21 protein-coding genes are annotated in these 22,613 nt (G+C 71.7%); 9 read left to right on the plus strand and 12 right to left on the minus strand.

Translation table 11 applies throughout. The features are described from left to right. Window positions 1-136 precede the first annotated feature (136 nt). Window positions 137-3,160, minus strand: a complete 3,024-nt coding sequence (gene uvrA / locus OHS17_RS07785; RefSeq protein ID WP_330311567.1) for an excinuclease ABC subunit UvrA — start codon at window positions 3,158-3,160, stop codon at window positions 137-139. A gap of 176 nt (window positions 3,161-3,336) precedes the next feature. Between uvrA and OHS17_RS07790 the strand changes: the two genes are divergently transcribed. Continuing rightward, complete coding sequence (locus OHS17_RS07790; protein WP_330311568.1) at window positions 3,337-4,026, plus strand: maleylpyruvate isomerase family mycothiol-dependent enzyme; 690 nt, start codon at window positions 3,337-3,339, stop codon at window positions 4,024-4,026. Between the two features lie 10 nt (window positions 4,027-4,036). Further along, the gene (locus OHS17_RS07795) at window positions 4,037-4,693 is read left to right on the plus strand and encodes an MBL fold metallo-hydrolase (RefSeq protein WP_018104593.1); all 657 of its coding nucleotides are present in this window, start codon (window positions 4,037-4,039) and stop codon (window positions 4,691-4,693) included. Between the two features lie 30 nt (window positions 4,694-4,723). On the opposite strand, the gene OHS17_RS07800 is transcribed toward OHS17_RS07795, so the two are convergent. From OHS17_RS07800 to OHS17_RS07820, 5 genes are all read right to left on the minus strand, one after another. Next, window positions 4,724-5,707 carry a TerC family protein gene (locus OHS17_RS07800; protein WP_018104592.1) on the minus strand — a complete coding sequence of 328 codons (984 nt, stop codon included), beginning with the start codon at window positions 5,705-5,707 and terminating at the stop codon, window positions 4,724-4,726. A gap of 266 nt (window positions 5,708-5,973) precedes the next feature. Then, on the minus strand, window positions 5,974-7,929 hold the full coding sequence (locus tag OHS17_RS07805; protein WP_330311569.1) for a TerD family protein: 1,956 nt from the start codon (window positions 7,927-7,929) through the stop codon (window positions 5,974-5,976). A 121-nt stretch (window positions 7,930-8,050) separates the two neighbouring features. Then, window positions 8,051-8,629: a TerD family protein gene (locus tag OHS17_RS07810; protein WP_026171720.1), complete on the minus strand. Its 579-nt coding sequence runs from the start codon at window positions 8,627-8,629 to the stop codon at window positions 8,051-8,053. A 138-nt stretch (window positions 8,630-8,767) separates the two neighbouring features. After that, window positions 8,768-10,927 carry an excinuclease ABC subunit UvrB gene (uvrB, locus tag OHS17_RS07815; protein WP_330311570.1) on the minus strand — a complete coding sequence of 720 codons (2,160 nt, stop codon included), beginning with the start codon at window positions 10,925-10,927 and terminating at the stop codon, window positions 8,768-8,770. A 39-nt stretch (window positions 10,928-10,966) separates the two neighbouring features. Then, on the minus strand, window positions 10,967-11,845 hold the full coding sequence (locus OHS17_RS07820; protein WP_330311571.1) for an MHYT domain-containing protein: 879 nt from the start codon (window positions 11,843-11,845) through the stop codon (window positions 10,967-10,969). 222 nt (window positions 11,846-12,067) lie between these two features. Between OHS17_RS07820 and OHS17_RS07825 the strand changes: the two genes are divergently transcribed. Together OHS17_RS07825 and OHS17_RS07830 are read left to right on the plus strand one after the other, a co-directional pair. Then, on the plus strand, window positions 12,068-13,006 hold the full coding sequence (locus tag OHS17_RS07825) for a glycerophosphodiester phosphodiesterase (protein ID WP_330311572.1): 939 nt from the start codon (window positions 12,068-12,070) through the stop codon (window positions 13,004-13,006). A 44-nt stretch (window positions 13,007-13,050) separates the two neighbouring features. Next, window positions 13,051-13,593 (plus strand): methylated-DNA--[protein]-cysteine S-methyltransferase, encoded by a 543-nt coding sequence (locus OHS17_RS07830; RefSeq protein WP_330311573.1) that lies wholly within the window; start codon window positions 13,051-13,053, stop codon window positions 13,591-13,593. Window positions 13,594-13,602: 9 nt separating this feature from the next. Here the strand turns inward: OHS17_RS07830 and OHS17_RS07835 are convergent, their stop codons facing one another. Next, the gene (locus tag OHS17_RS07835; RefSeq protein ID WP_330311574.1) at window positions 13,603-14,424 is read right to left on the minus strand and encodes a class I SAM-dependent methyltransferase; all 822 of its coding nucleotides are present in this window, start codon (window positions 14,422-14,424) and stop codon (window positions 13,603-13,605) included. A 116-nt stretch (window positions 14,425-14,540) separates the two neighbouring features. Here OHS17_RS07835 and OHS17_RS07840 point away from each other — a divergent pair, with 116 nt between their 5' ends. Both OHS17_RS07840 and OHS17_RS07845 read left to right on the plus strand, forming a co-directional pair. Continuing rightward, entirely contained in the window at window positions 14,541-15,482 is a 942-nt protein-coding gene (locus OHS17_RS07840) for a pseudouridine-5'-phosphate glycosidase (protein WP_330311575.1), read from the plus strand. Continuing rightward, window positions 15,479-16,381 carry a carbohydrate kinase family protein gene (locus OHS17_RS07845; RefSeq protein ID WP_330311576.1) on the plus strand — a complete coding sequence of 301 codons (903 nt, stop codon included), beginning with the start codon at window positions 15,479-15,481 and terminating at the stop codon, window positions 16,379-16,381. The genes OHS17_RS07840 and OHS17_RS07845 overlap by 4 nt, the downstream gene beginning before the upstream one ends. Before the next feature lie 79 nt (window positions 16,382-16,460). On the opposite strand, the gene OHS17_RS07850 is transcribed toward OHS17_RS07845, so the two are convergent. Then, window positions 16,461-17,099, minus strand: coding sequence for a uridine kinase (locus OHS17_RS07850; RefSeq protein ID WP_330311577.1), 639 nt, complete (start codon window positions 17,097-17,099; stop codon window positions 16,461-16,463). A gap of 84 nt (window positions 17,100-17,183) precedes the next feature. Here OHS17_RS07850 and OHS17_RS07855 point away from each other — a divergent pair, with 84 nt between their 5' ends. Further along, window positions 17,184-17,549: a nuclear transport factor 2 family protein gene (locus tag OHS17_RS07855; protein WP_330311578.1), complete on the plus strand. Its 366-nt coding sequence runs from the start codon at window positions 17,184-17,186 to the stop codon at window positions 17,547-17,549. A 28-nt stretch (window positions 17,550-17,577) separates the two neighbouring features. Here OHS17_RS07855 and OHS17_RS07860 read toward each other — a convergent pair whose 3' ends face one another. Together OHS17_RS07860 and OHS17_RS07865 are read right to left on the minus strand one after the other, a co-directional pair. Beyond that, window positions 17,578-18,066: a cupin domain-containing protein gene (locus tag OHS17_RS07860; protein ID WP_330311579.1), complete on the minus strand. Its 489-nt coding sequence runs from the start codon at window positions 18,064-18,066 to the stop codon at window positions 17,578-17,580. 107 nt (window positions 18,067-18,173) lie between these two features. After that, on the minus strand, window positions 18,174-18,839 hold the full coding sequence (locus tag OHS17_RS07865; protein ID WP_330311580.1) for a winged helix-turn-helix transcriptional regulator: 666 nt from the start codon (window positions 18,837-18,839) through the stop codon (window positions 18,174-18,176). Window positions 18,840-18,924: 85 nt separating this feature from the next. On the opposite strand from OHS17_RS07865, the gene OHS17_RS07870 reads away from it, so the two are divergent. Continuing rightward, window positions 18,925-20,136, plus strand: coding sequence for a pyridoxal phosphate-dependent aminotransferase (locus OHS17_RS07870; RefSeq protein WP_330311581.1), 1,212 nt, complete (start codon window positions 18,925-18,927; stop codon window positions 20,134-20,136). 358 nt (window positions 20,137-20,494) lie between these two features. Here the strand turns inward: OHS17_RS07870 and OHS17_RS07875 are convergent, their stop codons facing one another. Continuing rightward, a complete protein-coding gene (locus OHS17_RS07875; RefSeq protein ID WP_018104576.1) occupies window positions 20,495-21,226 on the minus strand; it encodes a DUF7873 family protein in 732 nt (243 codons plus the stop codon). 204 nt (window positions 21,227-21,430) lie between these two features. On the opposite strand from OHS17_RS07875, the gene OHS17_RS07880 reads away from it, so the two are divergent. Continuing rightward, entirely contained in the window at window positions 21,431-21,961 is a 531-nt protein-coding gene (locus OHS17_RS07880) for a DUF3574 domain-containing protein (protein ID WP_330311582.1), read from the plus strand. A gap of 45 nt (window positions 21,962-22,006) precedes the next feature. Here OHS17_RS07880 and OHS17_RS07885 read toward each other — a convergent pair whose 3' ends face one another. Then, window positions 22,007-22,516: an HXXEE domain-containing protein gene (locus OHS17_RS07885; RefSeq protein WP_330315182.1), complete on the minus strand. Its 510-nt coding sequence runs from the start codon at window positions 22,514-22,516 to the stop codon at window positions 22,007-22,009. Window positions 22,517-22,613: the final 97 nt, after the last annotated feature.

Here is a 22,613-nt window from a genome sequence, read left to right on the forward strand (position 1 = left end):
GCGCGGGGGCCTGTCGTGGCTCGCCGGGGCCGGGAGCGCGGCGAGGCGGCGGCCGGCGCGCTGGGAGAGCCGGGAACGCGGCGAGGCGGCGGCCCCCCGTCGGCAGGGGCCGCCGCCTCGCACCGGGTGTCCGGTGTCAGCCCTTGCGGGCGCGGGCCGTCTTCTTGGCGGCCGTTTTCTTGGCGGTCGTCTTCTTCGTCGCGGCCGCCTTCGTCGCCGTCTTGGCCGTCGCCGTCTTCCTCGCGGCCGGGGCGGACTTCGCGGCCTTCTTCCCGGCCGGCTTACGCGCGGCCGGAACAGCGGCCTCGCTGACCCGGTCGGCGTCCAGGATGTCCTGGAGGAACTTCCCGGTGTGGCTGGCGGGGGCGCCCGCCACGTATTCCGGGGTGCCCTCGGCGATGACCAGGCCGCCGCCGCTGCCGCCCTCGGGGCCCATGTCCACGACCCAGTCGGCGGTCTTGATGACGTCGAGGTTGTGCTCGATGACGATCACCGAGTTCCCCTTGTCGACCAGGCCGGAGAGCACCTTGATCAGCTTGGAGATGTCCTCGAAGTGCAGACCGGTGGTCGGCTCGTCCAGGACGTAGACCGTGCGGCCGGTGGAGCGCTTCTGGAGCTCGCTGGCGAGCTTGACCCGCTGGGCCTCACCGCCGGAGAGCGTCGGCGCGGACTGGCCGAGCCGCACATAGCCGAGGCCGACCTCGTTCAGCGTGCGCAGATGACGGGCGATCGTGGGGACGGCCTCGAAGAACTCCAGGCCCTCCTCGATCGGCATGTCCAGCACCTCGGCGATGGACTTGCCCTTGTAGTGGACCTCCAGGGTCTCCCGGTTGTAGCGCGCACCGTGGCAGACCTCGCACGGGACGTACACGTCGGGCAGGAAGTTCATCTCGATCTTGATCGTGCCGTCGCCGGAGCAGTTCTCGCAGCGGCCGCCCTTGACGTTGAAGGAGAACCGGCCCGGCAGATAACCGCGGACCTTGGCCTCCATCGTCTCCGCGAACAGCTTGCGGACGTGGTCGAAGACGCCGGTGTACGTGGCCGGGTTGGACCGGGGCGTACGGCCGATGGGCGACTGGTCGACGTGCACCACCTTGTCGACCAGGTCGTCCCCGTCGACCCGGGTGTGCCGGCCGGGCACCGACTTGGCGCCGTTCAGCTCGCGGGCCAGGTGGGTGTAGAGGATGTCGTTGACCAGCGTCGACTTGCCGGAGCCGGAGACCCCGGTGACGGCGGTCAGCACGCCGAGCGGGAAGGAGACGTCGATGTCCCGGAGGTTGTTCTCCCGGGCGCCGTGCACCGTGAGCAGCCGCGAGGGGTCCACGGGACGCCGCACGTCGGGGACGGGGATCGACCGCTTGCCGGTCAGATACTGCCCGGTGACCGACTTGTCGTTGGCCAGCAGCTCCTTGAGCGAGCCGGAGTGGACGACCTTGCCGCCGTGCTCACCGGCGCCGGGGCCGATGTCGACCACCCAGTCGGCGACCTTGATGGTGTCCTCGTCGTGCTCCACGACGATGAGCGTGTTGCCCATGTCCCGGAGGCGGACCAGGGTCTCGATCAGCCGGTGGTTGTCGCGCTGGTGCAGTCCGATGGAGGGCTCGTCCAGCACGTAGAGCACGCCGACGAGGCCGGAGCCGATCTGCGTGGCGAGCCGGATGCGCTGGGCCTCGCCGCCGGACAGGGTGCCCGCGGCGCGGTTCAGCGAGAGGTAGTCCAGGCCGACGTCGACCAGGAACTTCAGCCGCTCGTTGACCTCCTTGAGGACCCGCTCGGCGATCTTCTTGTCGCGCGCGTTCAGCTTGAGGCGGCCGAGGAATTCGGCGCACTCGCTGATCGACATCGCGGAGACCTCGGCGATGGACTTCTCCATCACCGTGACCGCGAGGACGATCGGCTTGAGCCGGGTGCCCTCACAGGTCGGGCACGGGACCTCGCGCATGTACCCCTCGAAGCGCTCCCGGCTGGAATCGCTCTCGGCCTCGGAGTGCCGCCGCTTGACGAACTGGACGGCGCCCTCGAAGGACGGGGTGGTGTAGGCGCGCTCGCGCCCGTACCGGTTGCGGTAGCGGACCTCGGTCTGGATCTTGTGGCCGTGCAGCAGGGCCTTCTTGGCGCGCTGCGGCAGCCCGGCCCAGGGGATGTCCGTACGGAAGCCGAGGGCTTCGGCCAGGGCGTTGATCTGGCGGCCGAAGTACTCCTTGGTGTGGCCGTGGGACCAGGGGTGGATGGCGCCCTCGTCCAGGGACTTCTCCTCGTCCGGGACGATCAGCTCTGGGTCGACCTCCATCCGCGTACCGATGCCGGTGCAGTCGGGGCAGGCGCCGAACGGGGAGTTGAAGGAGAAGGAGCGCGGCTCCAGCTCCTCGAAGGAGAGGTCGTCGTACGGGCAGTAGAGGTGCTCCGAGTACATCCGCTCGCGCTCGGGGTCGTCCTCGGGGAGGTCCACGAAGTCGAGTACGACCATGCCGCCGGAAAGGCCGAGCGCGGTCTCGACGGAGTCCGTCAGCCGGCGCTTGGCGCTGTCCTTCACGGTGAGGCGGTCGATGACGACCTCGATGGTGTGCTTCTCCTGCTTCTTGAGCGTGGGCGGCTCGGAGAGCTGGATCGTGGCGCCGTCCACCCGGGCGCGGCTGTAGCCCTTGGTCTGGAGGTCCGAGAACAGGTCCACGAACTCGCCCTTGCGCTCGCGCACCAGCGGCGAGAGCACCTGGAAGCGGCTGCCCTCGGGCAGGCCGAGGACCTTGTCCACGATGGCCTGCGGCGACTGGCGCGAGATCGGGCGGTGGCACTCGGGGCAGTGCGGCTTGCCGATCCGGGCGAAGAGCAGCCGGAGGTAGTCGTAGACCTCGGTGATGGTGCCGACCGTCGAGCGCGGGTTGCGCGAGGTCGACTTCTGGTCGATGGAGACGGCGGGCGACAGGCCCTCGATGAAGTCGACGTCCGGCTTGTCCATCTGGCCGAGGAACTGCCGGGCGTACGAGGAGAGCGACTCCACGTAGCGCCGCTGGCCCTCGGCGAAGATCGTGTCGAACGCGAGCGACGACTTGCCCGACCCGGAGAGCCCGGTGAAGACGATGAGGGAGTCGCGGGGAAGGTCGAGCGAGACGTTCTTGAGGTTGTGCTCGCGAGCGCCACGGACGATGAGACGGTCGGCCACGCCGGTCCGCACCTTTCTGGAGAGAGTTGGGGGAACTGAGCCCCCGGCCCAGGGTATGGGGGGCGCCACAGCGGTGTACGAAGCTTTCGACTTCGAGCGTATAGCACGCACATTCGAATTGCGGACGGCTGAGAACTCCTTCACCCGAACGAGTGGCCGCAGCTAGGCTCGGCCCCATGACTGATCATGCGCACGACCTGGCAGCACTCCGGGAAGCGACGGATCGGCTGCTCGGAGCCACCGGAAAACTGGACGACGCGGCGCTGTCCGAGCCGTCACGCCTGCCGGGCTGGAGCCGCGGTCATGTCATCGCGCACCTCTCCCGTAACGCCGACGCGCTCGCAAATGTTCTCCGCGGCCTGCCGATGTACGCAGACAGCGAAACCCGGGACCGCGACATCGAGCGGGACGCCTCCCGGCCCCAGGAGCAGCAGCTCGCCGACCTGACGGCGAGCGCGGCCCGTTTCGTGGAGGCGGCGGCCGAGCCCGCGGACTGGTCGCGCACGGTGACCCTGCGCAACGGTTTGACGGACTCGGCCGCGCGCGTGCCCTTCCGGCGCCGCGGCGAGGTGGAGCTGCACCACGTCGACCTGGGCGTGGGCTACGAGCTGGAGGACCTGCCGGAGGAGTTCACCGCGCGGGAGATCGACTTCCTGGCCGAGCGGTTCGGCAGGCACCCCGAGGTCGTGTCGACGGCAGTCGTCGACGACACCGGGCGGGTGTGGACGACCGGCGGCGGCGCGGAGGGCGGGCCCGTCGCCGTCCGGGGCACGGCGCCCGAGCTGCTGGGGTGGCTCAGCGGTCGGCGCGACGGCTCGTCGCTCACGGTCGAAGGCGGCACGCTTCCGGCGCTGCCCCCGCTATAGGCTGAGGAACATGACGTACAGCGGAGCGGTGAGGGTCGGCGGGCCCGCCGATGTGCACGAGCTGACGGATCTGATGATCTCGAAGGTCGCCGTCGGCCCGATGGACAACAACGCCTATCTGCTGCGCTGCCGGGCCACCGGCGAGCAGCTGCTGATCGACGCGGCCGACGAGGCCGGGACGCTGCTGCGGCTGATCGGTGACGACTCGATCCTCTCCGTCGTCACCACCCACCGGCACCGCGACCACTGGCGGGCCCTGGCCGAGGTCGTCGCCGCGACCGGGGCGCGCACCTTCGCGGGGCGGTTCGACGCCGAGGGCATCGAGGTGCCGACGGAGGTCCTGGTCGAGGACGGCGACACGATCCGGGTGGGCGAGGTGGCGCTCACCGCCCGCCATCTCACCGGGCACACCCCGGGGTCGATCTCGCTCCTGTACGACGACCCGCACGGGGCGCCGCACCTGTTCACCGGGGACTGCCTCTTCCCCGGCGGCGTCGGCAACACGCACAAGGACCCCGAGGCGTTCGCGAGCCTGCTGCACGACGTGGAGACCAAGCTCTTCGCGCCGCTGCCGGACGAGACCTGGGTCTACCCGGGCCACGGGCGCGACACCACGCTGGGGGACGAACGGCCCCACCTGCCCGAGTGGCGCGCCCGGGGCTGGTGAGGCGGGACCGTCCGTCCCGTACCGCTGCGGCTAGACGCGGTCCCCGGTCTTCGCCTCGCGGGCCTCGGCCTCGGCCTTCTTCTTGTTGGCCATGAGGCTGGTGATCGTGGTGATGATCAGCACCCCGCAGATCACGCCGAGCGAGACCGGGATGGAGATCTCGGGGACGTGCACCCCCGACTCGTGCAGGGCGTGCAGCACCAGCTTGATCCCGATGAAGCCGAGGATCACCGACAGCCCGTAGCTGAGGTGGACCAGCTTCTCCAGCAGACCGCCGATCAGGAAGTACAGCTGGCGCAGGCCCATCAGGGCGAAGGCGTTGGCGGTGAAGACGATGTACGGGTCCTGGGTGAGGCCGAAGATCGCGGGGATGGAGTCCAGCGCGAACAGCACGTCGGTGGTGCCGATGGCGAGCATGACGACCATCAGCGGGGTCATGACGCGCTTGCCGTTGTTGCGGATGAAGAGCTTGGTGCCGTGGTACCGGTCGGCGACACCGAAGCGGCGCTCGATGCTCTTCAGGAGGCGGTTCTCCTCGAACTCCTCGTCCTCGTCGTCCGCCCGCGCCTCCTGGATGAGCTTCCAGGCGGTGTAGATCAGGAACGCGCCGAAGATGTAGAAGATCCACGAGAAGTTGGCGATGACCGCGGCGCCGGCCGCGATGAAGATCGCGCGCAGCACCAGTGCGATCAGCACACCGATCAGCAGCACCCGCTGCTGGAGGTGGGAGGGCACCGAGAACTTCGCCATGATCAGCACGAAGACGAAGAGGTTGTCGACGCTGAGCGACTTCTCGGTGATGTACCCGGCGAAGAACTCGCCCGATGCCTGGGTCTCGCCGAAGACGAGCAGCCCGAGGCCGAAGAGGGCGGCCAGCACGATCCAGACGATCGTCCAGATCCCGGCTTCCTTGGTCGACACGTCATGGGGCTTGCGCCCGATGAAGAAGTCGACGGCGATGAGGGCGCACAGACCAAAGATGGTCAGCGCCCAGAGGGTCCATGAAACGTCCACTGCGCCTCCGGCAGTTCGCTACGGGCTACTGATCAGCGTCGTCGCTGCCGGAGGTCTCTTCCACCCGGGCGCACGGGCTGCGCGCCTGGGCCGGCGCCCCGGGACCGGTCACAGTCCGTACTGACGGGAACGCCGCGTATGGGAGTACTCCCCTCCGCTCCATGAACGGTACAGGAAATACCAAAGAAAGGTAAAGAGAAGCCTAAAGAATCTCCAAAAGAGCAGGTCAGGTGCGGTTTACCAAAGCCTTTACGGGACTCTGCGGCTCAGCGGTGCCCGGTGCGGCGGGCATGCGCCACCCGCTCCAGCACCTGGTCCAGGACCGCGCTCCCCGGCGGTGTCCTGGGCGGCTCGTACGTCCACGCGTGACCGACCCAGGGGTCGGCCAGATGGTCGTCGGCGACCGGGGTGACCCGCAGCAGCGAGCGCCACAGCGGGTCCAGGATCGGGCCGTACTCGGACGCCTCCTCCCGGTCCGCGACCATCATCAGGTGGACGCCCACGGACGGCCCCTCGTCGGCGAGGTAGCGCAGCTGGGTCACCGCCCGGTCGTCGAAGCCGTGCGGGAAGTCGTTGACGATCAGCAGCTGCTCGGCCGGGTCCAGGTCCGGCGGCAGCGAGTCGGCGGCACCGGCCCGGATCGCCATCTGCACCAGGTCCACCCGCCGGGTGAGGTGGGTGAGGACCGAGGAGACGCCCTGCGCCCCGGCGGCGGGCGGCGAGGGCAGCACCCCGGAGCGGACCAGCGGGGCGAGCGCCCCGGCGGCCGATCCGGCCGGGTCGATGACGTGGACCGTGAACTCGTTCGGCGGGTAGACCGCCAGCAGCCGGGCCGCGTGCAGCACGGCGGTCTCCATCGCGAGCCTGCGCAGCTGGTCCGGGCCGGTCAGCGCGGCGGCCTCGGAGGCGGTGCGCCCGCTGTCGATCCACATGCCCCGCTCCAGCGGCAGCCGGACGAGGAGCGGGATGCGCAGGTCGGCGCGCTCCGGGAGGTGGAGGTCGCCGATGCGCAGCGCCATGGGGATCTCCATCGGCACCCGGTAGCCGTGCCAGACGGGGTTGTCCCAGCCCGCGTACGGGGCGGGGAGCGCGGGCTCCACGACGGCGGACTCGGCGTCGAGCTGGGCGAGGTCGCGGTCCAGGGACTCGCGGGCGCGGGAGGTCAGCTCGTCGCGCTTGGCGCGCGCCTCCTCGCGGGCCCGGTCCCCCGCGCCCCCGATGCGGCTGCGCGGGTCGGACAGGGTGCGCTCCAGCTCCTGGTCCATCCGGGACTCGGCGAAGTCGACGGCGCTGCGGTAGGCGGCGACGGCGCGGGCCAGGTCCTCGAACATGCCCCACACCTGGTTGTACAGGCGCTCGTCCATGGACCAGCCGGTGGCGTCCCCGGCGACGGGCTGGGCGGGCTGCCCCGGCTGCGCGGGCGGCGCGGCCGGGGGCGGCGGCGGGGGCGCGGTGGACTGGCGGCGCGGGTGCGCGTAGTTGACCGGGCCGCCCGGGGCGGCCGGCTCCGCCAGCGGCTCGGGCTGCGCGGGTGCGGCCGGCTGAGGCGTGGCGGGCGCGGGCGGCGGGACGGGCGGCTGCCCGTTGCCCGGGGCGGGGGCCGGGGTGGGCGCGTGCCTGACCCGGTCGCCCTCCGGGGTGCGGGGCGGCGGCGGGGCCACCGAGCGGGCGAGGCCCCGGGCGACCGCGTCCTGAATGGTCCCGGCCAGCTCGGCGGCTCGGTCCACGCCCTGGTCGGCGAGCATGGCCGCGAGGCCGCCCGCGTATCCCTGGCCGACCGCGCGGACCTTCCAGGCGCCCTGGCGGCGGTACAGCTCCAGGGCGGCGACCGCGGACTCGCTGTCGAGGCCGGTCAGCGTGAAGGTGGCGATCTCGGCGCCGTCGAGGCCGGTGACCGCGACGAAGGGCGAGGCGACGGCGCCGAACCGGGTCGGTCCGCCGGCGCCGAGCGGGAGGGCCAGCAGCACCGTGACCCGGTGGACCCCTTCGGGCAGGGCGTCCAGGTCGACGGCGAGGCGGTGGTCGGCGGCGGCCTGCCGGGAGACTTCGAGGCCGTGCAACTGCGGCGATCCGGGGTGGGCGATCCACTCGACGCCGGCCACCCTGCCCTGCTCGTCACCGAGCGTGGCACCGGCGACGACGGGCGCCCCGGCCGATATCCGGATCTCCAGACGGGTCTGGGGCAAGGTGTGGTTCTGCCCCCGGACCAGCTCGGCCGTCATTGCCCTGTCCCCTCGACGTATTACCGCTGGTGTTGGTGAAGTATGCGGGCAGCTCCCGGTGGCCGATGCCGCCGGGAGCTGCGCGTACCGCGATGCGGACCTCGTGGTCCGGTGTGCCGTCCTACAGGTGCGGCAGGATCGCCGGCATGAGGTCCTGGAAGGTGCGGCCGTTGGCCGGGGTGCCGATGGCGGTCATCTTCCAGGCGTTGCCCGCCCGGTGCACCTTCGCCATGATCTGCGCGGTGTACTGCCCGCCGCCGTCCAGCGTGTAGCGGGCGAGCTCCTGGCCGTTGGTCTCGTCCACGATGCGGCAGAAGGCGTTCTGCACCTCCTGGAACGTCTGGCCGGTGAAGGAGTTCACCGTGAAGACGATCTGGTCGATGTGGACCGGCACCCGCTGGAGGTCCACGAGGATCGCCTCGTCGTCGCCGCCGGAACCGGCGCCGCCCACGAGGTTGTCCCCGGTGTGGCGCACCGAGCCGTCGTCGCTGGTGAGGTGCCGGAAGAATACGACGTCGACCGGCTGCTTGTCGGCGAACAGGACGGCCGAGGCGTCCAGGTCGATCTCCCGGGTGCGCGAGCCGAACAGACCGCGGCGCGGTGCCGCCTGCCAGCCGAGCCCCATCCGTACCGCGGTCAGGGTCCCCCCGTCGCTCTTCTGCAGGCTGATGGCCTGACCCTTGGTCATATTGACCGTCACGCGCTGTCCCCTCTCCGCATTCCCCGCAACCGTCCTTGTGCGGTTTCCCAGCACCCTACGCAGTGGTGTCACCCGCGCGGAGGGCCTGGGCCGTTTTGTGTCGGTCCTGCAACATGCCGTCCGAAGCGCCCCGGCCGGTCAGGCCAGACCGGCCTCGCGCATCTGGCGGAGCTCCTTCTTCAGCTCGCCCACCTCGTCGCGCAGCCGGGCGGCGACCTCGAACTGGAGGTCGGCCGCGGCGGCGCGCATCCGGTCCGTCATCTCCTCGATGATCCCGGCCAGTTCGGTCGCCGGGCGGTCGGTGACCGCCGCGGCGGCCTTGCCCGCCTTGCCGGCCTTCGCGGACTTCCCGGCCGTCGCCGCCTTGCCGTCGCCGGGGACGGCGTGCTTGCCGAGGGCGGGCACCGGTGCCTTGCCCTCCTTGCCCTGGCGGTAGCCGGTGCCGAGCAGCTGCTCGGTGTCGATCTCCTCGCGGGCGATGGTGGCGACGATGTCGTTGATCTTCTTGCGCAGCGGCTGCGGGTCGATGCCGCGCTCGGTGTTGTACGCGATCTGCTTCTCGCGGCGGCGGTTGGTCTCGTCGATGGCCTGCGCCATGGCCGGGGTGACCTTGTCCGCGTACATATGGACCTGGCCCGAGACGTTGCGCGCCGCGCGGCCGATGGTCTGGATCAGCGAGGTGCCCGACCGCAGGAAGCCCTGCTTGTCGGCGTCGAGGATGGCCACGAGGGACACCTCGGGCAGGTCCAGGCCCTCGCGCAGGAGGTTGATCCCGACCAGGACGTCGTACTCGCCGGAGCGCAGCTCGCGCAGCAGCTCGATGCGGCGCAGCGTGTCGACGTCGCTGTGGAGGTAGCGGACCTGGATGCCGAGCTCCAGGAAGTAGTCGGTCAGGTCCTCCGCCATCTTCTTGGTGAGCGTGGTGACCAGGACCCGTTCGTCGCGCTCGGCGCGCGTCCGGATCTCGTGCACCAGGTCGTCGATCTGGCCCTCGGTGGGCTTGACGACGACCTCGGGGTCGACCAGGCCGGTCGGACGGATGATCTGCTCCACGAAGCCGTCGCCGCGGGACATCTCGTAGTTGCCCGGGGTGGCGGAGAGGTAGACCGTCTGGTTGATCCGCTGGAGGAATTCCTCCCACTTCAGCGGGCGGTTGTCCAGGGCGGACGGCAGCCGGAAGCCGTGGTCGACCAGGGTCCGCTTGCGGGAGGCGTCGCCCTCGTACATGGCGCCGATCTGCGGGACCGTGACGTGCGACTCGTCCAGCACCAGGAGGAAGTCCTCCGGGAAGTAGTCGAGGAGGGTGTTGGGGGCGGTGCCGGGGGAACGGCCGTCGAAGTGCATCGAGTAGTTCTCGACACCGGAGCAGGTGCCGATCTGGCGGAGCATCTCGATGTCGTACGTCGTACGCATGCGGAGCCGCTGGGCCTCCAGCATCTTGCCCTGCTTCTCCAGCTCGGCCAGGCGCTCCTCCAGCTCCCGCTCGATGCCGCTGACGGCCTTCTCCATGCGCTCGGGACCCGCCACGTAGTGGGTGGCGGGGAAGACGTGGAGGGACTGGTCCTCGCTGATGACCTCGCCGGTCAGCGGGTGCAGCGTGGACAGCGCCTCGATCTCGTCGCCGAACATCTCGATGCGGACGGCGAGCTCCTCGTAGACCGGGAAGATCTCGATGGTGTCGCCGCGCACCCGGAAGGTGCCCCGGGTGAAGGCCAGGTCGTTGCGCGTGTACTGGATCTCCACGAAGCGGCGCAGCAGCTGGTCGCGGTCGACCTCGTCGCCCACCTTGAGCTGGACCATGCGGTCCACGTACTCCTGCGGCGTACCGAGGCCGTAGATGCAGGAGACGGAGGCGACCACGACGACGTCGCGCCGGGTGAGCAGCGAGTTGGTCGCGGAGTGGCGCAGCCGCTCGACCTCCTCGTTGATCGAGGAGTCCTTCTCGATGTAGGTGTCCGACTGCGGGACGTACGCCTCGGGCTGGTAGTAGTCGTAGTACGAGACGAAGTACTCGACGGCGTTGTTGGGCAGGAGCTCGCGGAACTCGTTGGCCAGCTGGGCGGCGAGCGTCTTGTTCGGCGCCATCACCAGCGTCGGGCGCTGGAGCTTCTCGATCATCCACGCGGTGGTCGCGGATTTACCGGTGCCGGTCGCGCCGAGGAGCACGACGTCCTTCTCACCTGCGCGGACGCGCTTCTCCAGCTCGGCGATGGCCGTGGGCTGGTCGCCGCTGGGCTGATAGGGACTGATGACCTCGAAAGGCGCCACCGTACGTTCGATCTTCGAGACTGGCCGCATGCAACCACCGTACGACCCGCCACTGACAACCGGCCCGGTTCACCAGTCCGCGGGCCCCACGGCGTCGCGCGGGCGGGAGTGGAAGGAGGCCGGGTCGGCGTGGGTGCCGAAGCGCGGGACCTGGCGCTGGGCCGGGATGCCGGGGGCCCGGGCGGCGCGCGGGTCGTCCCAGTCGGGCGTGCCCATGACCACCAGCGGGTCGAACATGACCACGACGGCGGCCAGCAGCAGGAAGCAGGCGGGGCCGAGCAGCATGGGCACCAGCAGCGAGCCCGCGCTGTCGCCGGAGGCGTGGGCGGCGGTCGAAGCGGCGGGGTGCAGATGGACCCGGAGCGCGGCCATGCCGGTGTAGTGCATGCCGCTCACGGCGACGCCCATCACGACGCTCGCGCCGAGGCTGGGCAGGAAGCCGTGGATGGAGACGGCGGCCCACAGCGCGGCGGTCGAGGCGACGACGGCGATGACCACGGAGAGGCCCACGGTCACCGTGTCGTACTCGAACTGCCCATCAAGACGCATTCCCGCCATGCCGAGGTAATGCATGGAGGCCACACCGAGCCCGGTGATCGTGCCTCCCGTCACCAGGGCCATGCGGGTGGCGCCCCGGTACCCGACCAGGAAGATCCCGATGCCGACCATCACGATCGCCACGGCGAGGCTGGCGAAGGTGATCGGTTTGTCGTAGCCGATCGGCACCTCTTCGACGGAGAAGCCCGTCATCGCGATGAAGTGCATGGTCCAGATGCCCGAACCTATGGAGGTCGCCCCGAGAGCCAGCCAGCCGGCCCGGAAGGAACGCTCGGTACGCAGTGACCGCGTGGTGCAGCGCAGGCCCAGCGCCGCGCCGAGGCACGCCATCAGGAACGCCGCCGCAGGGGTCACCGCTCCGTAGCTGAAGCCGTCGATCGTGCCCTGCATCCTTGTACGCCCTTCGCAGCAGCAAGCCCGGGTCGGGACGATCCCAGGGCCCTGTCGTCCGGGCGCGGGGCCCGGCAGACACAACAGAAGTGCCGCATCTTATCGACCGGGCCGACAGCGGGTGACGCGGTCCCTTCACACAGTGGCCATCCTGCGCCTGTCCCGTGTTCGGGGACGGCTGGGACGCTCGGGCCGTCCGCAACTCTGACGCAAGGAGTCCACGTGCACGCAGGCACCGCTACCGCCTCCGTCGCCGCCGCTGCCGTCATGGGCGCCGGCACGTTGCTGATGCCGAATCCGGGCACCCCGGTCGCGGAGATCCCGCTGCCCCGGCACCCGGTCCAACAGGTCGCCCCGGTCCGCCGGGCCTCCGACGCCGCGGCGGACCACCCGCGCGTCTACGCCCACCGGGGCGCCTCGGCCTACGCCCCCGAGAACACGCTCAGGTCCGTGGACAAGGCCGACGCGCTGGGCTTCGACTGGGTGGAGAACGACGTCCAGCTGACCAGGGACGGGGTGGTGGTCGTCATCCACGACACCGATCTCAAGCGGACGACGAACGCCGAGGAGGTGTTCCCGGAGCGTGCGCCCTGGGCGGTCAAGGACTTCACGGCCGCCGAGATCTCCCGGCTGGACGCGGGCAGCTGGTTCGGGCCCGCGTACGCCGGGACCCGGGTGCCGACCCTCCACCAGTATCTGAAGCGGATCGGCCACAACGGGCAGAACCTCCTGCTGGAGATCAAGAGCCCGGAGAGCTACCCGGGGATCGAGCGGGCGACCCTCCGGGTGCTGGGTGAGGAGGGCTGGCTGGACACGAGCCACGTCCGCAGCCGCCTGGTGATCCAGAGCTTCGGGGCCGACAGCCTGCGTACGGTGCACTCCCTGCGCCCGGACCTGGTCACCGGTTTCCTCGGCGCCCCGGCCGTCTCCGAGCTGCCCGCGTACGCGGCGTTCGCCGACCAGATCAACCCCTCGTACACGGGCCTGTCGGGCAGCTATGTGACGGCGGTGCACGCCCTGAAGGGCCCGCACGGCAAGGCGCTCCAGGTGAACTCCTGGACGGTGAACGACGCGGCCGCCGCCCGCCGGGTCGAGTCCATGGGGGTGGACGGGATCATCACGAACACCCCCGACGTGGTGCGCGCGGCGACGCGGGGCTGAGTCCGCCGGGCCCCGTTGTCAGTGGGCCGCCGTACGGTGGTGGCATGGACAGCAACGGGGTCGTCGAGTGGGCCGTGGTCGAGAGCGGCATCGGTCCGTTGATGCTGGCCGCGACGGAGACGGGGCTGGTGAGCGTCGTCTTCCACGCCCGCCCGGAGATACGGGACAGGGCGCTGGACCGGCTGCGCGGCCGGCTCGGCGCGGAGCCGGCCGAGGCCCCCGGCTCCGCCCGGCTGGCCGAGCCGGTGCGCCAGTTCGAGGCGTACTTCGCGGGGACGCTGCGGGAGTTCTCGCTCGGCCTGGACTGGTCGCTGACCGCCGGCTTCAACCGCCAGGTGCTCCAGGAGCTGGCGCGGGGCGTGCCGTACGGGACGGTCGCCGGTTACGGGGAGCTGGCCGAGCGGGTCGGACAGCCGGGCGCGGCCCAGGCGGTGGGCGCGGCGATGGGGTCCAATCCTCTTCCTGTGGTGGTGCCGTGCCACAGGGTGGTGGAGAGCGACGGCGGGATTGGCGGGTTCGGCGGCGGTCTGGAGACCAAGCGGCAGCTGCTGGCGCTGGAAGGGGTGCTGCCGGAGCCGCTGTTCTGAGCGGTGCCGTCAGGCGGGGTCAGGGTCCGCGTCCGGCCGGTGCGCGACCAGCACCGGCTGGAAGAAGCCCGTGGCCTCCGGCTCGTGCCAGGCGGGCTCCGTGAGACCGGCCCGCCGGGCGAATCCGGTGAGCTGGTCCTGCCCGAGCGCCCAGTACGAGGTGCGGCGCGTGCGCACGTCCCAGCCCTCGTGCCCCTCCGCCGCGGGGTGCAGCTGGAAGTGCTCCAGGTCGTAGCGCTCGCCGTCCGGGCGCCAGCGCCACAGCTGGAAGGTGACGACCCGGCCGCCGGTCTCCTCCCTGACCTGCGGTGGTGTGGACGCGGGCCGCTCGCGGCGCAGCCGGTCGTAGGGCCGGGTGGAGACCAGGAGTACGCCGCCGGGGCGGAGCACCCTGCGCATCTCGCCGAGCGCCGCCTGCACCGCTTCCGGGGTGAGCAGGTGCGGCAGCGAGTTGTCGGCGCACACGACGACGTCGAAGGAGCGGTCGCCGAAGGGCAGCCGCGTCATGTCGGCGGCCGTGGTGCGCAGGTCCAGGCCGCGCGCGGCCGCCTCCTTCGCGGCGCGGGCAGCGGCGCCGGGGCTCAGGTCGCTCCCGGTGACCCGGTGTCCGAGCGCGGCGAGGCCGAGCGCCTGGGTGCCGATGCCGCAGGCGCAGTCCAGCACGTCGTACGGGGTGTCGGCGCCGAGCGCGGTGGTGATCAGGCCCGCCAGCGCGGCGGCCTGGCGCTCGATGCTCGCCTGCCAGTCGGCGTACATGAGGTCGTAGTCGGAGGCGAGGTCGTCGTAGAAGTCACGTACGGAGGAGGCGGGTTGACCGGTCTCGGAGGGCATGGGGCGACCCTAGCGCCCTCGTGTGCGGCCACCGACGGGCGGTTTCGCGCCACCCGCCGGGCCGGGGCGGGCCCTGCCACGTTTGAGTCCCGCCCACCCGCGACAGGGATGTGGACATGTCACTCAACGCGCCCCTCGACGCCGCCCCCTACGCGCCGGTCCTCTCCGCCGAGGTGCGGGCCGCCCTCGCCGCGCACCGGCCGGTCGTCGCCCTGGAGTCGACGATCATCGCCCACGGCCTGCCCCGCCCCCGCAATCTGCGGGTCGCCGGGGAGCTGGAGGGGCTGGTGCGGTCCGCCGGGGCCGTGCCCGCGACGGTGGCGGTGCTGGACGGACGGGCCAGGGTCGGGCTGGACAAGGCCGAGCTGGAACGGGTGGCCGAGGACCCGGGGATGCGGAAGCTGGGCCACCGCGACCTCGCCCCGGCGCTGGCGGCCGGGGCGAGCGGGGCGACGACCGTGTCGGCGACCGCCTTCCTGGCGGCCCGGGCCGGGCTGCGGGTCTTCGCGACCGGCGGGCTGGGCGGGGTGCACCGGGGCTGGACCGAGACGCAGGACGAGTCGGCGGACCTGCGGCTGCTGGGGCGCACGGGGATCACCGTGGTCTGCGCGGGCGTGAAGTCGATCCTGGACGTGCCCGCCACGCTGCAACGCCTCGAAACGCTGGGCGTCGGGGTGCTCGGCTACGGCACGGACACGTTCCCCGGGTTCTACCTGAGCAGTTCGGGCGAGCCGGTCGACTGGACAGTGACCTCGCCCGGGGAGGTCGCCGAGGTGATGCGCGCCCAGGACGCGCTGGGCGGCCCCGAGGCGGCGCTGATCGTGGCCAACCCCGTACCGGAGGACGAGCAGCTGGACCCCGCTCTGCACGACCGGGTGCTCGCCGAGGCGCTGGTGGCCTGCCGGGAGCAAGGGGTCACGGGGCAGGCGGTCACGCCGTTCCTGCTGGACCGGCTGGTGCGGCACACCGGGGGCGCCTCGCTGGAGGCCAATCTCGCCGCGGTCCGGGGCAATGTGGCGCTCGCCGCCCGTATCGCGACGGCCTGGACGGCGCGGTGAGCGGCGGCCTCCTCGTCGTCGGGGACGTGGTCACCGATGTGGTGGCCCGGCACGGCTCGGCGCTGGCCCACGGCACGGACACGGCCGCCGTGATCCGGACCCGGGCGGGCGGCGCGGGGGCCAACGTGGCCTGCTGGGCGGCGCGCGCGGGCTGCCGGGACGTGCGGCTGCTGGCCCGGGTGGGCGCCGACTCGGCGGACTGGCACCGCGGTCTGCTGCGGCGGGCGGGGGTGCGCGGGCTGCTCGCGGTGGACGAGGAGGCGCCGACCGCGACCGTCGTGGCCCTGGTGGACGCCGCCGCCGAGCGCACCTTCCTCACCGACAGCGGCGCGGTGCTGCGGCTCTCCCCCGACGACTGGTCGCCCGCGCTGCTCGACGGGGTCGCCCACCTCCACCTGTCGGGCTATCTGCTGTTCGCCGACACGAGCCGGGTGACGGCCCTGCTCGCCCTGCGGGAGGCCGTACGGCGGAAGGTTCCGGTGAGCGTGGACCCCGCGTCGGCGGGCTTCCTGGCCGGTCTCGGCGTCGACCGGTTCCTCGCCCTGACCGAGCGGGCGGACCTGCTGCTGCCCAACGAGGACGAGGCCCGGCTGCTCACCGGCCTGCCGGAACCGGCGGACGCGGCCGCCAAGTTGAGCATGCCCGACCGCCGGGTCGTCGTGACGCTCGGCGAGGGCGGGGCGCTGCTCGCCGCCGGGGGCACGGTGACCGGCCGGGTCCCGGCGTCCCCGGCCGGCCGGGCCGTGGACTCGACCGGGGCGGGCGACGCGTTCACCGGCGGCTTCCTCGCGGCGCGGCTGGCGGGCGCGGACGACGCGGCGGCGGCTGCGGCGGGGTGCCGGGCGGGGGCGGAGGCCGTCGCGACGGTGGGCGGGCGGCCGCCGTTGCCGGGTGAGTAGCGTGACTCGAACCCGCGCTCCTCACCTGGCCCCGAACGCGAAGCTCACGCGCCCCGCCCCCGCGCCCCGGACCGCACACTCACCGCAACCCCGTCCACGCCAGATGCCCCGGATCATCCGCGCGCACCACCGCGTCCGCGCTGTCGGCGGGCGCCACCTCGTCCTCGTACCGCTCGAAGGCGGGCAGGGTCCACCGCTCGTCCTCCGCCGTGCGCCGCCGCAGCGCACCCGCCGAGAGGCGCAGGTGGACGGCGAGGTCGAAGGGGAACCAGTGCCCGAGCAGCAGCGGGCCGTGCAGGATCAGCACCCCGCCCTCCGGCAGCCGCTGGTACGGGCTGCGGGTGGCCCGGTCCGTCGCCGGGTCCCACAGGTCGGGCAGCACCCGTCCGCTGCCGCCCGGTTCCAGGGGGCCGAACACCTCGCGCCACAGGGCGCCGGTGTCGAACCAGCTGCCGAAGTACGAGTCCGGGTCCTGTTTCCCGTACTCGTACCGCAGGCTCGCGGGCCGCAGGAATCCGGCGGTGGGGACGGGGAGCACGGCGCGGCCCCGGAGGCGCAGCGCCTCGGCGACGGATTCGGCCAGGTCGGCGGGGCGGGCGGCCGGGGCACCGTCGACGGCGATCTTCAGCCAGGGCCCGCCGTCGGCCGGTTCCAGCGCGTCGGCGTGCGCGGCGAGCGCGTCCGTCAGCCGGTCCCGGGTGATCGCTTCGAATCGCACCGGTCCATCATCGCGCGTCCCGCCCGGTGGCCGGATGCCGGAATACCTCCGCCGGAATCCGCCGCGAGGATTACGGTCGTGGCCATGGATCTTGAATACGCCCGTGAGTTCGCAGCGCGCTGGCAGGACGACTGGAACTCCCACGACCTGGAACGCATCCTGACGCACTATCACAAGGACGTGACCTTCAGCTCCCCGATGATCGCCCGGTTCACCGGTGACCCCTCCGGGACCGTGCGCGGCAAGGACGCCCTGCGGGCGTACTGGAAGCGCGGGCTCGAACTCATCCCGGACCTGGAGTTCGAGGTGATGGACGTCCGGGCGAGCGTCGACACGCTGGTGATCGACTACCGCAACCAGATCGGCGGCCGGGTCTACGAGGTGCTGACCCTCCGCGACGGGCTGGTGATCGCCGGGCTCGGCGCGTACGGGGAGACACTCGCCCGCTGACTTCGGCGGGCGGTGTCCCCAGGGGGTGTCACTTCCCCGGCCCGCAGTCCACCGCGTCGGCGTCGTCGGAGAGTTCGCTGCCCTCGGGCAGCAGATACGTCACCCAGAGGACCACCGGCTCGGTGCCCAGATTGCGGCCGATGTGGCGGTGCTTCTTCCCCGACGGCTCGATGAACGAGGTGCCGGCCGGGGACACCTCGACCGAGCAGTCGTCCAGGGTGCGGGTCAGCGTGCCGGACTTGACGACGGCGATCAGCTGACCGCTGTGGGTGTGCCAGCCGGTGGAGCCGCCCGGCTCGATGGTGATCGTGCGGAAGGTGACGTCCGAGCGGCCCTTCGGCGCCTTCACCTTCAGCTTGCCCGCCGAGGTGCCCTTGGCCACGACGGTCGCGGTCACCCCGCTGCCGGGCGTGGCCCCGGCCGCCGTCGGCACGAACGCGAGCGCCGCCACACACCCCGCGACGACGAACGCCCTGCCCAGCCGGTTCTGCCGCACCCGCTGTACGCCGTTCCCCATGGCTCTCTCCTGTCTCGGGTGTCACGGACATCTCAAATGCCCGGACGCTACCCGGAAGAGGACCGCTGGAATCACGCCATCGGCATCCGGCCCAGCCCGGCCGGCCGTCAGGCGCCGCGCAGCTCCTCGGCCAGCGCACCGTCCCCGTACACCTGAATCCGGCCGTCCCCGACCGCCTCCGCGAACGTCGGCTCGCCGCGCCCGAGCGCGAGGCACAGCTCCGCGTCGAGGACGATGCGCGCGTCGGCGCCGTCGGCGGGCCCGTCCCCGTACACCGGCTCACCGGCCGCCACCTCGCCCGTACGGATGTGGAACTCGCCCTCGTCCAGCCGGACATCGAGCACGCCCGTGACCGCCCCCTTCAGGGCGCTCAGCAGCGGGAGCGCGAACCAGTGCGCCCGGACCGCGTCCGTGGGGCGCCGTTCGGCCAGCGCGGGGGCGCCCCACTCGGCGAGCGCGGCGAGGACCGGCAGCAGTCCGTGGCCGCGAGCGGTGAGCTCGTACACCGTGGCGGCGGCCGGGGGCGGGAGCTTGCGGCGGGTGACGAGGCCGCCCTGCTCCATGTCCTTGAGCCGGGAGGCCAGGACGTCCGTGCTGACGCCCGGCAGGTCGGCGTGGAGATCGGTGTAGCGGCGCGGACCGGCCAGCAGTTCACGGACGATCAGCAAGGTCCACCGGTCGCCGACCGCGTCCAGGGCGCGGGCGCCGGCGCAGAACTGGTCGTAACTCCGGCGGCGGGCCGGGCGGGTCGCTGGCTGTGGCTGACGTGGCATGCGACGCAGTCTAGACATGTTGTTGGACTTTCCAAGCCCGAGCTTGGTAAAACCAAGTATCGCAATCGGGTCGGGGAGGCACCGCATGGAATTCCGCCAGTCCAGCAAGCTCAACGAGGTCTGCTACGAGATCCGGGGCCCCGTCATCGAGCACGCCAACGCCCTGGAGGAGGCGGGCCACAGCGTGCTCCGGCTCAACACGGGCAACCCGGCCCTCTTCGGCTTCGAGGCGCCGGAGGAGATCGTCCAGGACATGATCCGGATGCTCCCGCAGGCCCACGGCTACACGGATTCGCGCGGCGTCCTGTCCGCCCGGCGCGCCGTGGTCCAGCGCTACCAGGCGATGGGCCTCACCGAGGTCGGCGTGGACGACGTCTTCCTCGGCAACGGCGTCTCCGAGCTCATCTCGATGGCCGTGCAGGGGCTCCTGGAGGACGGCGACGAGGTGCTGATCCCGTCCCCGGACTACCCGCTGTGGACCGCGGTCACGACGCTGGCCGGCGGAAAGGCCGTGCACTACACCTGCGACGAGGCGTCCGACTGGAACCCGGACGTCGCCGACATGGCCTCGAAGATCACCGACCGCACCCGGGCCGTCGTGATCATCAACCCCAACAACCCGACCGGCGCCGTCTATCCGCGCGAGGTCCTTGAGGCCGTCCTCGACCTGGCCCGCAGGCACGGCCTGATGGTGTTCGCCGACGAGATCTACGACCAGATCCTCTACGACGACGCCGAGCACCACAGCGTGGCGGTGCTCGCCCCGGACCTGGTCTGCCTCACCTTCAGCGGGCTCTCGAAGACGTACCGGGTGGCCGGGTTCCGCTCCGGCTGGATGGTGGTGTCGGGCCCGAAGCAGCACGCCCGCAGCTATCTGGAGGGGCTGACGATGCTGGCCTCGATGCGGCTGTGCCCCAACGCCCCCGCCCAGTACGCCATTCAGGCCGCGCTCGGCGGCCGGCAGTCGATCCGGGACCTGGTGGTGCCCGGGGGCAGGCTGTACGAGCAGCGCGACCGGGCCTGGCAGAAGCTGAACGAGATCCCGGGCGTGTCCTGCGTGAAGCCGAAGGGCGCGCTGTACGCCTTCCCGCGCATCGACCCGAAGGTGCACCCGATCGCGGACGACGAGAAGTTCGTGCTCGACCTGCTGCTGCGCGAGAAGATCCAGGTCGTCCAGGGCACCGGCTTCAACTACCCGCGCCCCGACCACTTCCGCATCCTGACCCTGCCGCACGCGGACGACCTGGACGCCGCGATCAGCCGGATCGGGCGGTTCCTGGCGGGGTACCGGCAGTGAGTCCGCGCCGAATGAGGAGCGGGCCCGGGGGCGTAGCCGGCCCCCGAGCCCTGTGATGCCGCCTGCATGGCACGCCGGCACGTTTAAGGTCCCGTATCAGTTTTATGTCGTCGCGTCCTGCCTTTAGACGACCGCGGACCGAAGCTCCACGGGCCGGAGTCGAACCGGCATCTCGACGCCCACGGGCACGGGCCCGTTTGATCCGGCGATAGGCGGCGCATGCTGAGCCTGGAGCGAGAGTCTGAGATTGATCACGGTCTCCACCGGAGCCCGCTTCGTCACGACAAACTTCAGTTTCAGCTTTGCGCTCCTCGCGCACCCCGACGGCTTCGACGGCCGCCGGGGAATCCATGGTCGGTCACCCGAAGAGGTAACCGAAGACGGCGTCACCCACCCTCTGGTCCGTGACGTCCGCGCCGTTGGCCTCCTCGCGGGCGAACTTGACGGCCTGCTGCAGCTTCTCGACCCGGTCGAGCAGTTCGTTGACCCGGCGCGCGGGCAGCGCCCCGGAGAACTTCACGGTCGTCCAGTAGCCGATCGGCACGTCCTCGTAGTACACCTCGACCTGCGCCGGGTGCTTCTCGGTGGCCTCCGCCTTCACGTGGTTGCGGGGCACCTTCTTCGTGCGCAGGGTGCGGACCGGCTCGGTCTTCCACGCGTCGGTCGACGGGTCCTGGGCCCACGCCTCGGAGGCGTCGAGCACCGGCAGCTTGCGGACGAAGGTGTTGACGTCGATGAGCTGCTTCTCCAGGAAGAGCAGGTAGGACACCGGTACGTCACTCACCAGGACGCGGCCGTCGACCGTGACGTCGGCGCGGGCCGTGCAGTTCGCCCAGTCCTTCGTGGCGGTCACGTCGAAGAGGCGGGTGAGCGTCTTCGCGGTCTCCCGCAGCACGTCCTCGGCCTTGACCTGCACCGGCGTCGACTCGGGCGGCAGCTGCTCGCCCTCCTCGTCCTTCGGCTGGTAGGTCCGGGAGATCCCGGCCAGGAGTCCGACCTTCTGGAGGCCGTGATGCGCCGCCGTCAGGTCCTGGTGTGCCTTGGACTTGACGCCCTTCTCCACTGCGATGATCTGATTGAGTTTCGCCACGTCCAGGAAGTTAGCAGCGCCAACGATGCCTGGGCCAAAGGTTTTTGGGTACGGCCGGTGCCCCTGCGCGCGCCGGTGCACGCCCGCCCGATCGGGTGGATTCCCGATGACGCCCCGCTTCCGCCGCCCTCGGCCGGGGCCCGCTTGCGACAGTGAGGCCCGCGCTTCCGCGCCTCTCCCGTATCCGGATCGAAGGGCTCCGCCATGCCTCTCCTGTCCCGCACCGCCGCCGCGAGCGAGCCGGCCGACTCCCCCGACAGCCGCCGTCCGCGCCGCCGGACCGCGCTCGTCGCCGCCACGGCGGGGCTCGCCGTCCTGGCGGTGGGCACGCCCGTCGCGTACGCGACGCTCGGCTCGGGCGCCTCTCCGGAACCACGCCCGGCGGTGGCGGGGGCCGTGCGGGGGAAGGACTACATCGAGACCCGGCTGCTCTTCGGCACCGAACGCCCGGACGGCGGGCCGGTGGTGACCGACCGGCAGTTCCTCGCCTTCATCGACGAGGAGGTCACCCCGCGCTTCCCGAACGGGCTGACCATCCAGGACGGCCGGGGTCAGTGGCGCGACTCCCGCGGCGTCATCGAGCGCGAGCGCAGCTACGAGCTGACCCTGCTCTACCCGGCCTCCGAGGCCCGGCTGCGCGGCCGTCAGATCGAGCGCATCCGCGACGCGTACGAGAAGGAGTACGCCCAGGAATCGGTGGGGCGGCTGGAGGAGCGGCTGACGGCCGATTTCTGAGTCCGGCTCGTGAGGTGCGGCTCGTGAGGTCCGGCCCAGGCGTTTTCACGCGCCGGGCGTACGGGGCCGGGCCAGCACCCGGGCCGCCGCGTGCGCGCCCGCCACGGCGGCCGGGAGGAGCGCCAGTCCGGCCGCCGCCTCGCGGCCTCCGCCGACCGGGATGCCCGCCGCCCGCAACCGGCGCCGCGCCCAGAGCGAGTACGGGATGACGACGGTCGGCGAGGTGGCCACGCCCGGGGTGTAGCCGCCGTACGCCGCCGACTGCGCGAGGTGCACCACACCATGGAGCCCGAATCCGGCCAGGACGGTACGGAAGAAGGGGCTGCGGCCGCCCGTGCGCGCCCCGTCGGCGGCGGCCGCCGCGATGAGCACACCCATCAGGCCGATGGCCGTGTTCACCTCGCGCTGCGAGAGGTCCGCCCGGTCCCACGCCCGGTCGGGCACCCACGGCAGCCGCTTCCTGAGCCTGGGCCGCGCGGTCCGGAGCCAGCCCGCCATAGTGGCGATCTCCTCCAGGTCGTTGGCCGCCCAGGCGGCCAGCAGCCCCCAGGTCACCGCTCCGGAAACCCTGTCGCGGTGCTTCATGGCATCCCCCTGCGTGTTGTGTGCCGACGGTCGGCCGCAGCCTATAATGCAACGCAACGTTGCGTTG

This window comes from Streptomyces sp. NBC_00523 (assembly GCF_036346615.1).
Classification (GTDB): Bacteria; Actinomycetota; Actinomycetes; order Streptomycetales; family Streptomycetaceae; genus Streptomyces.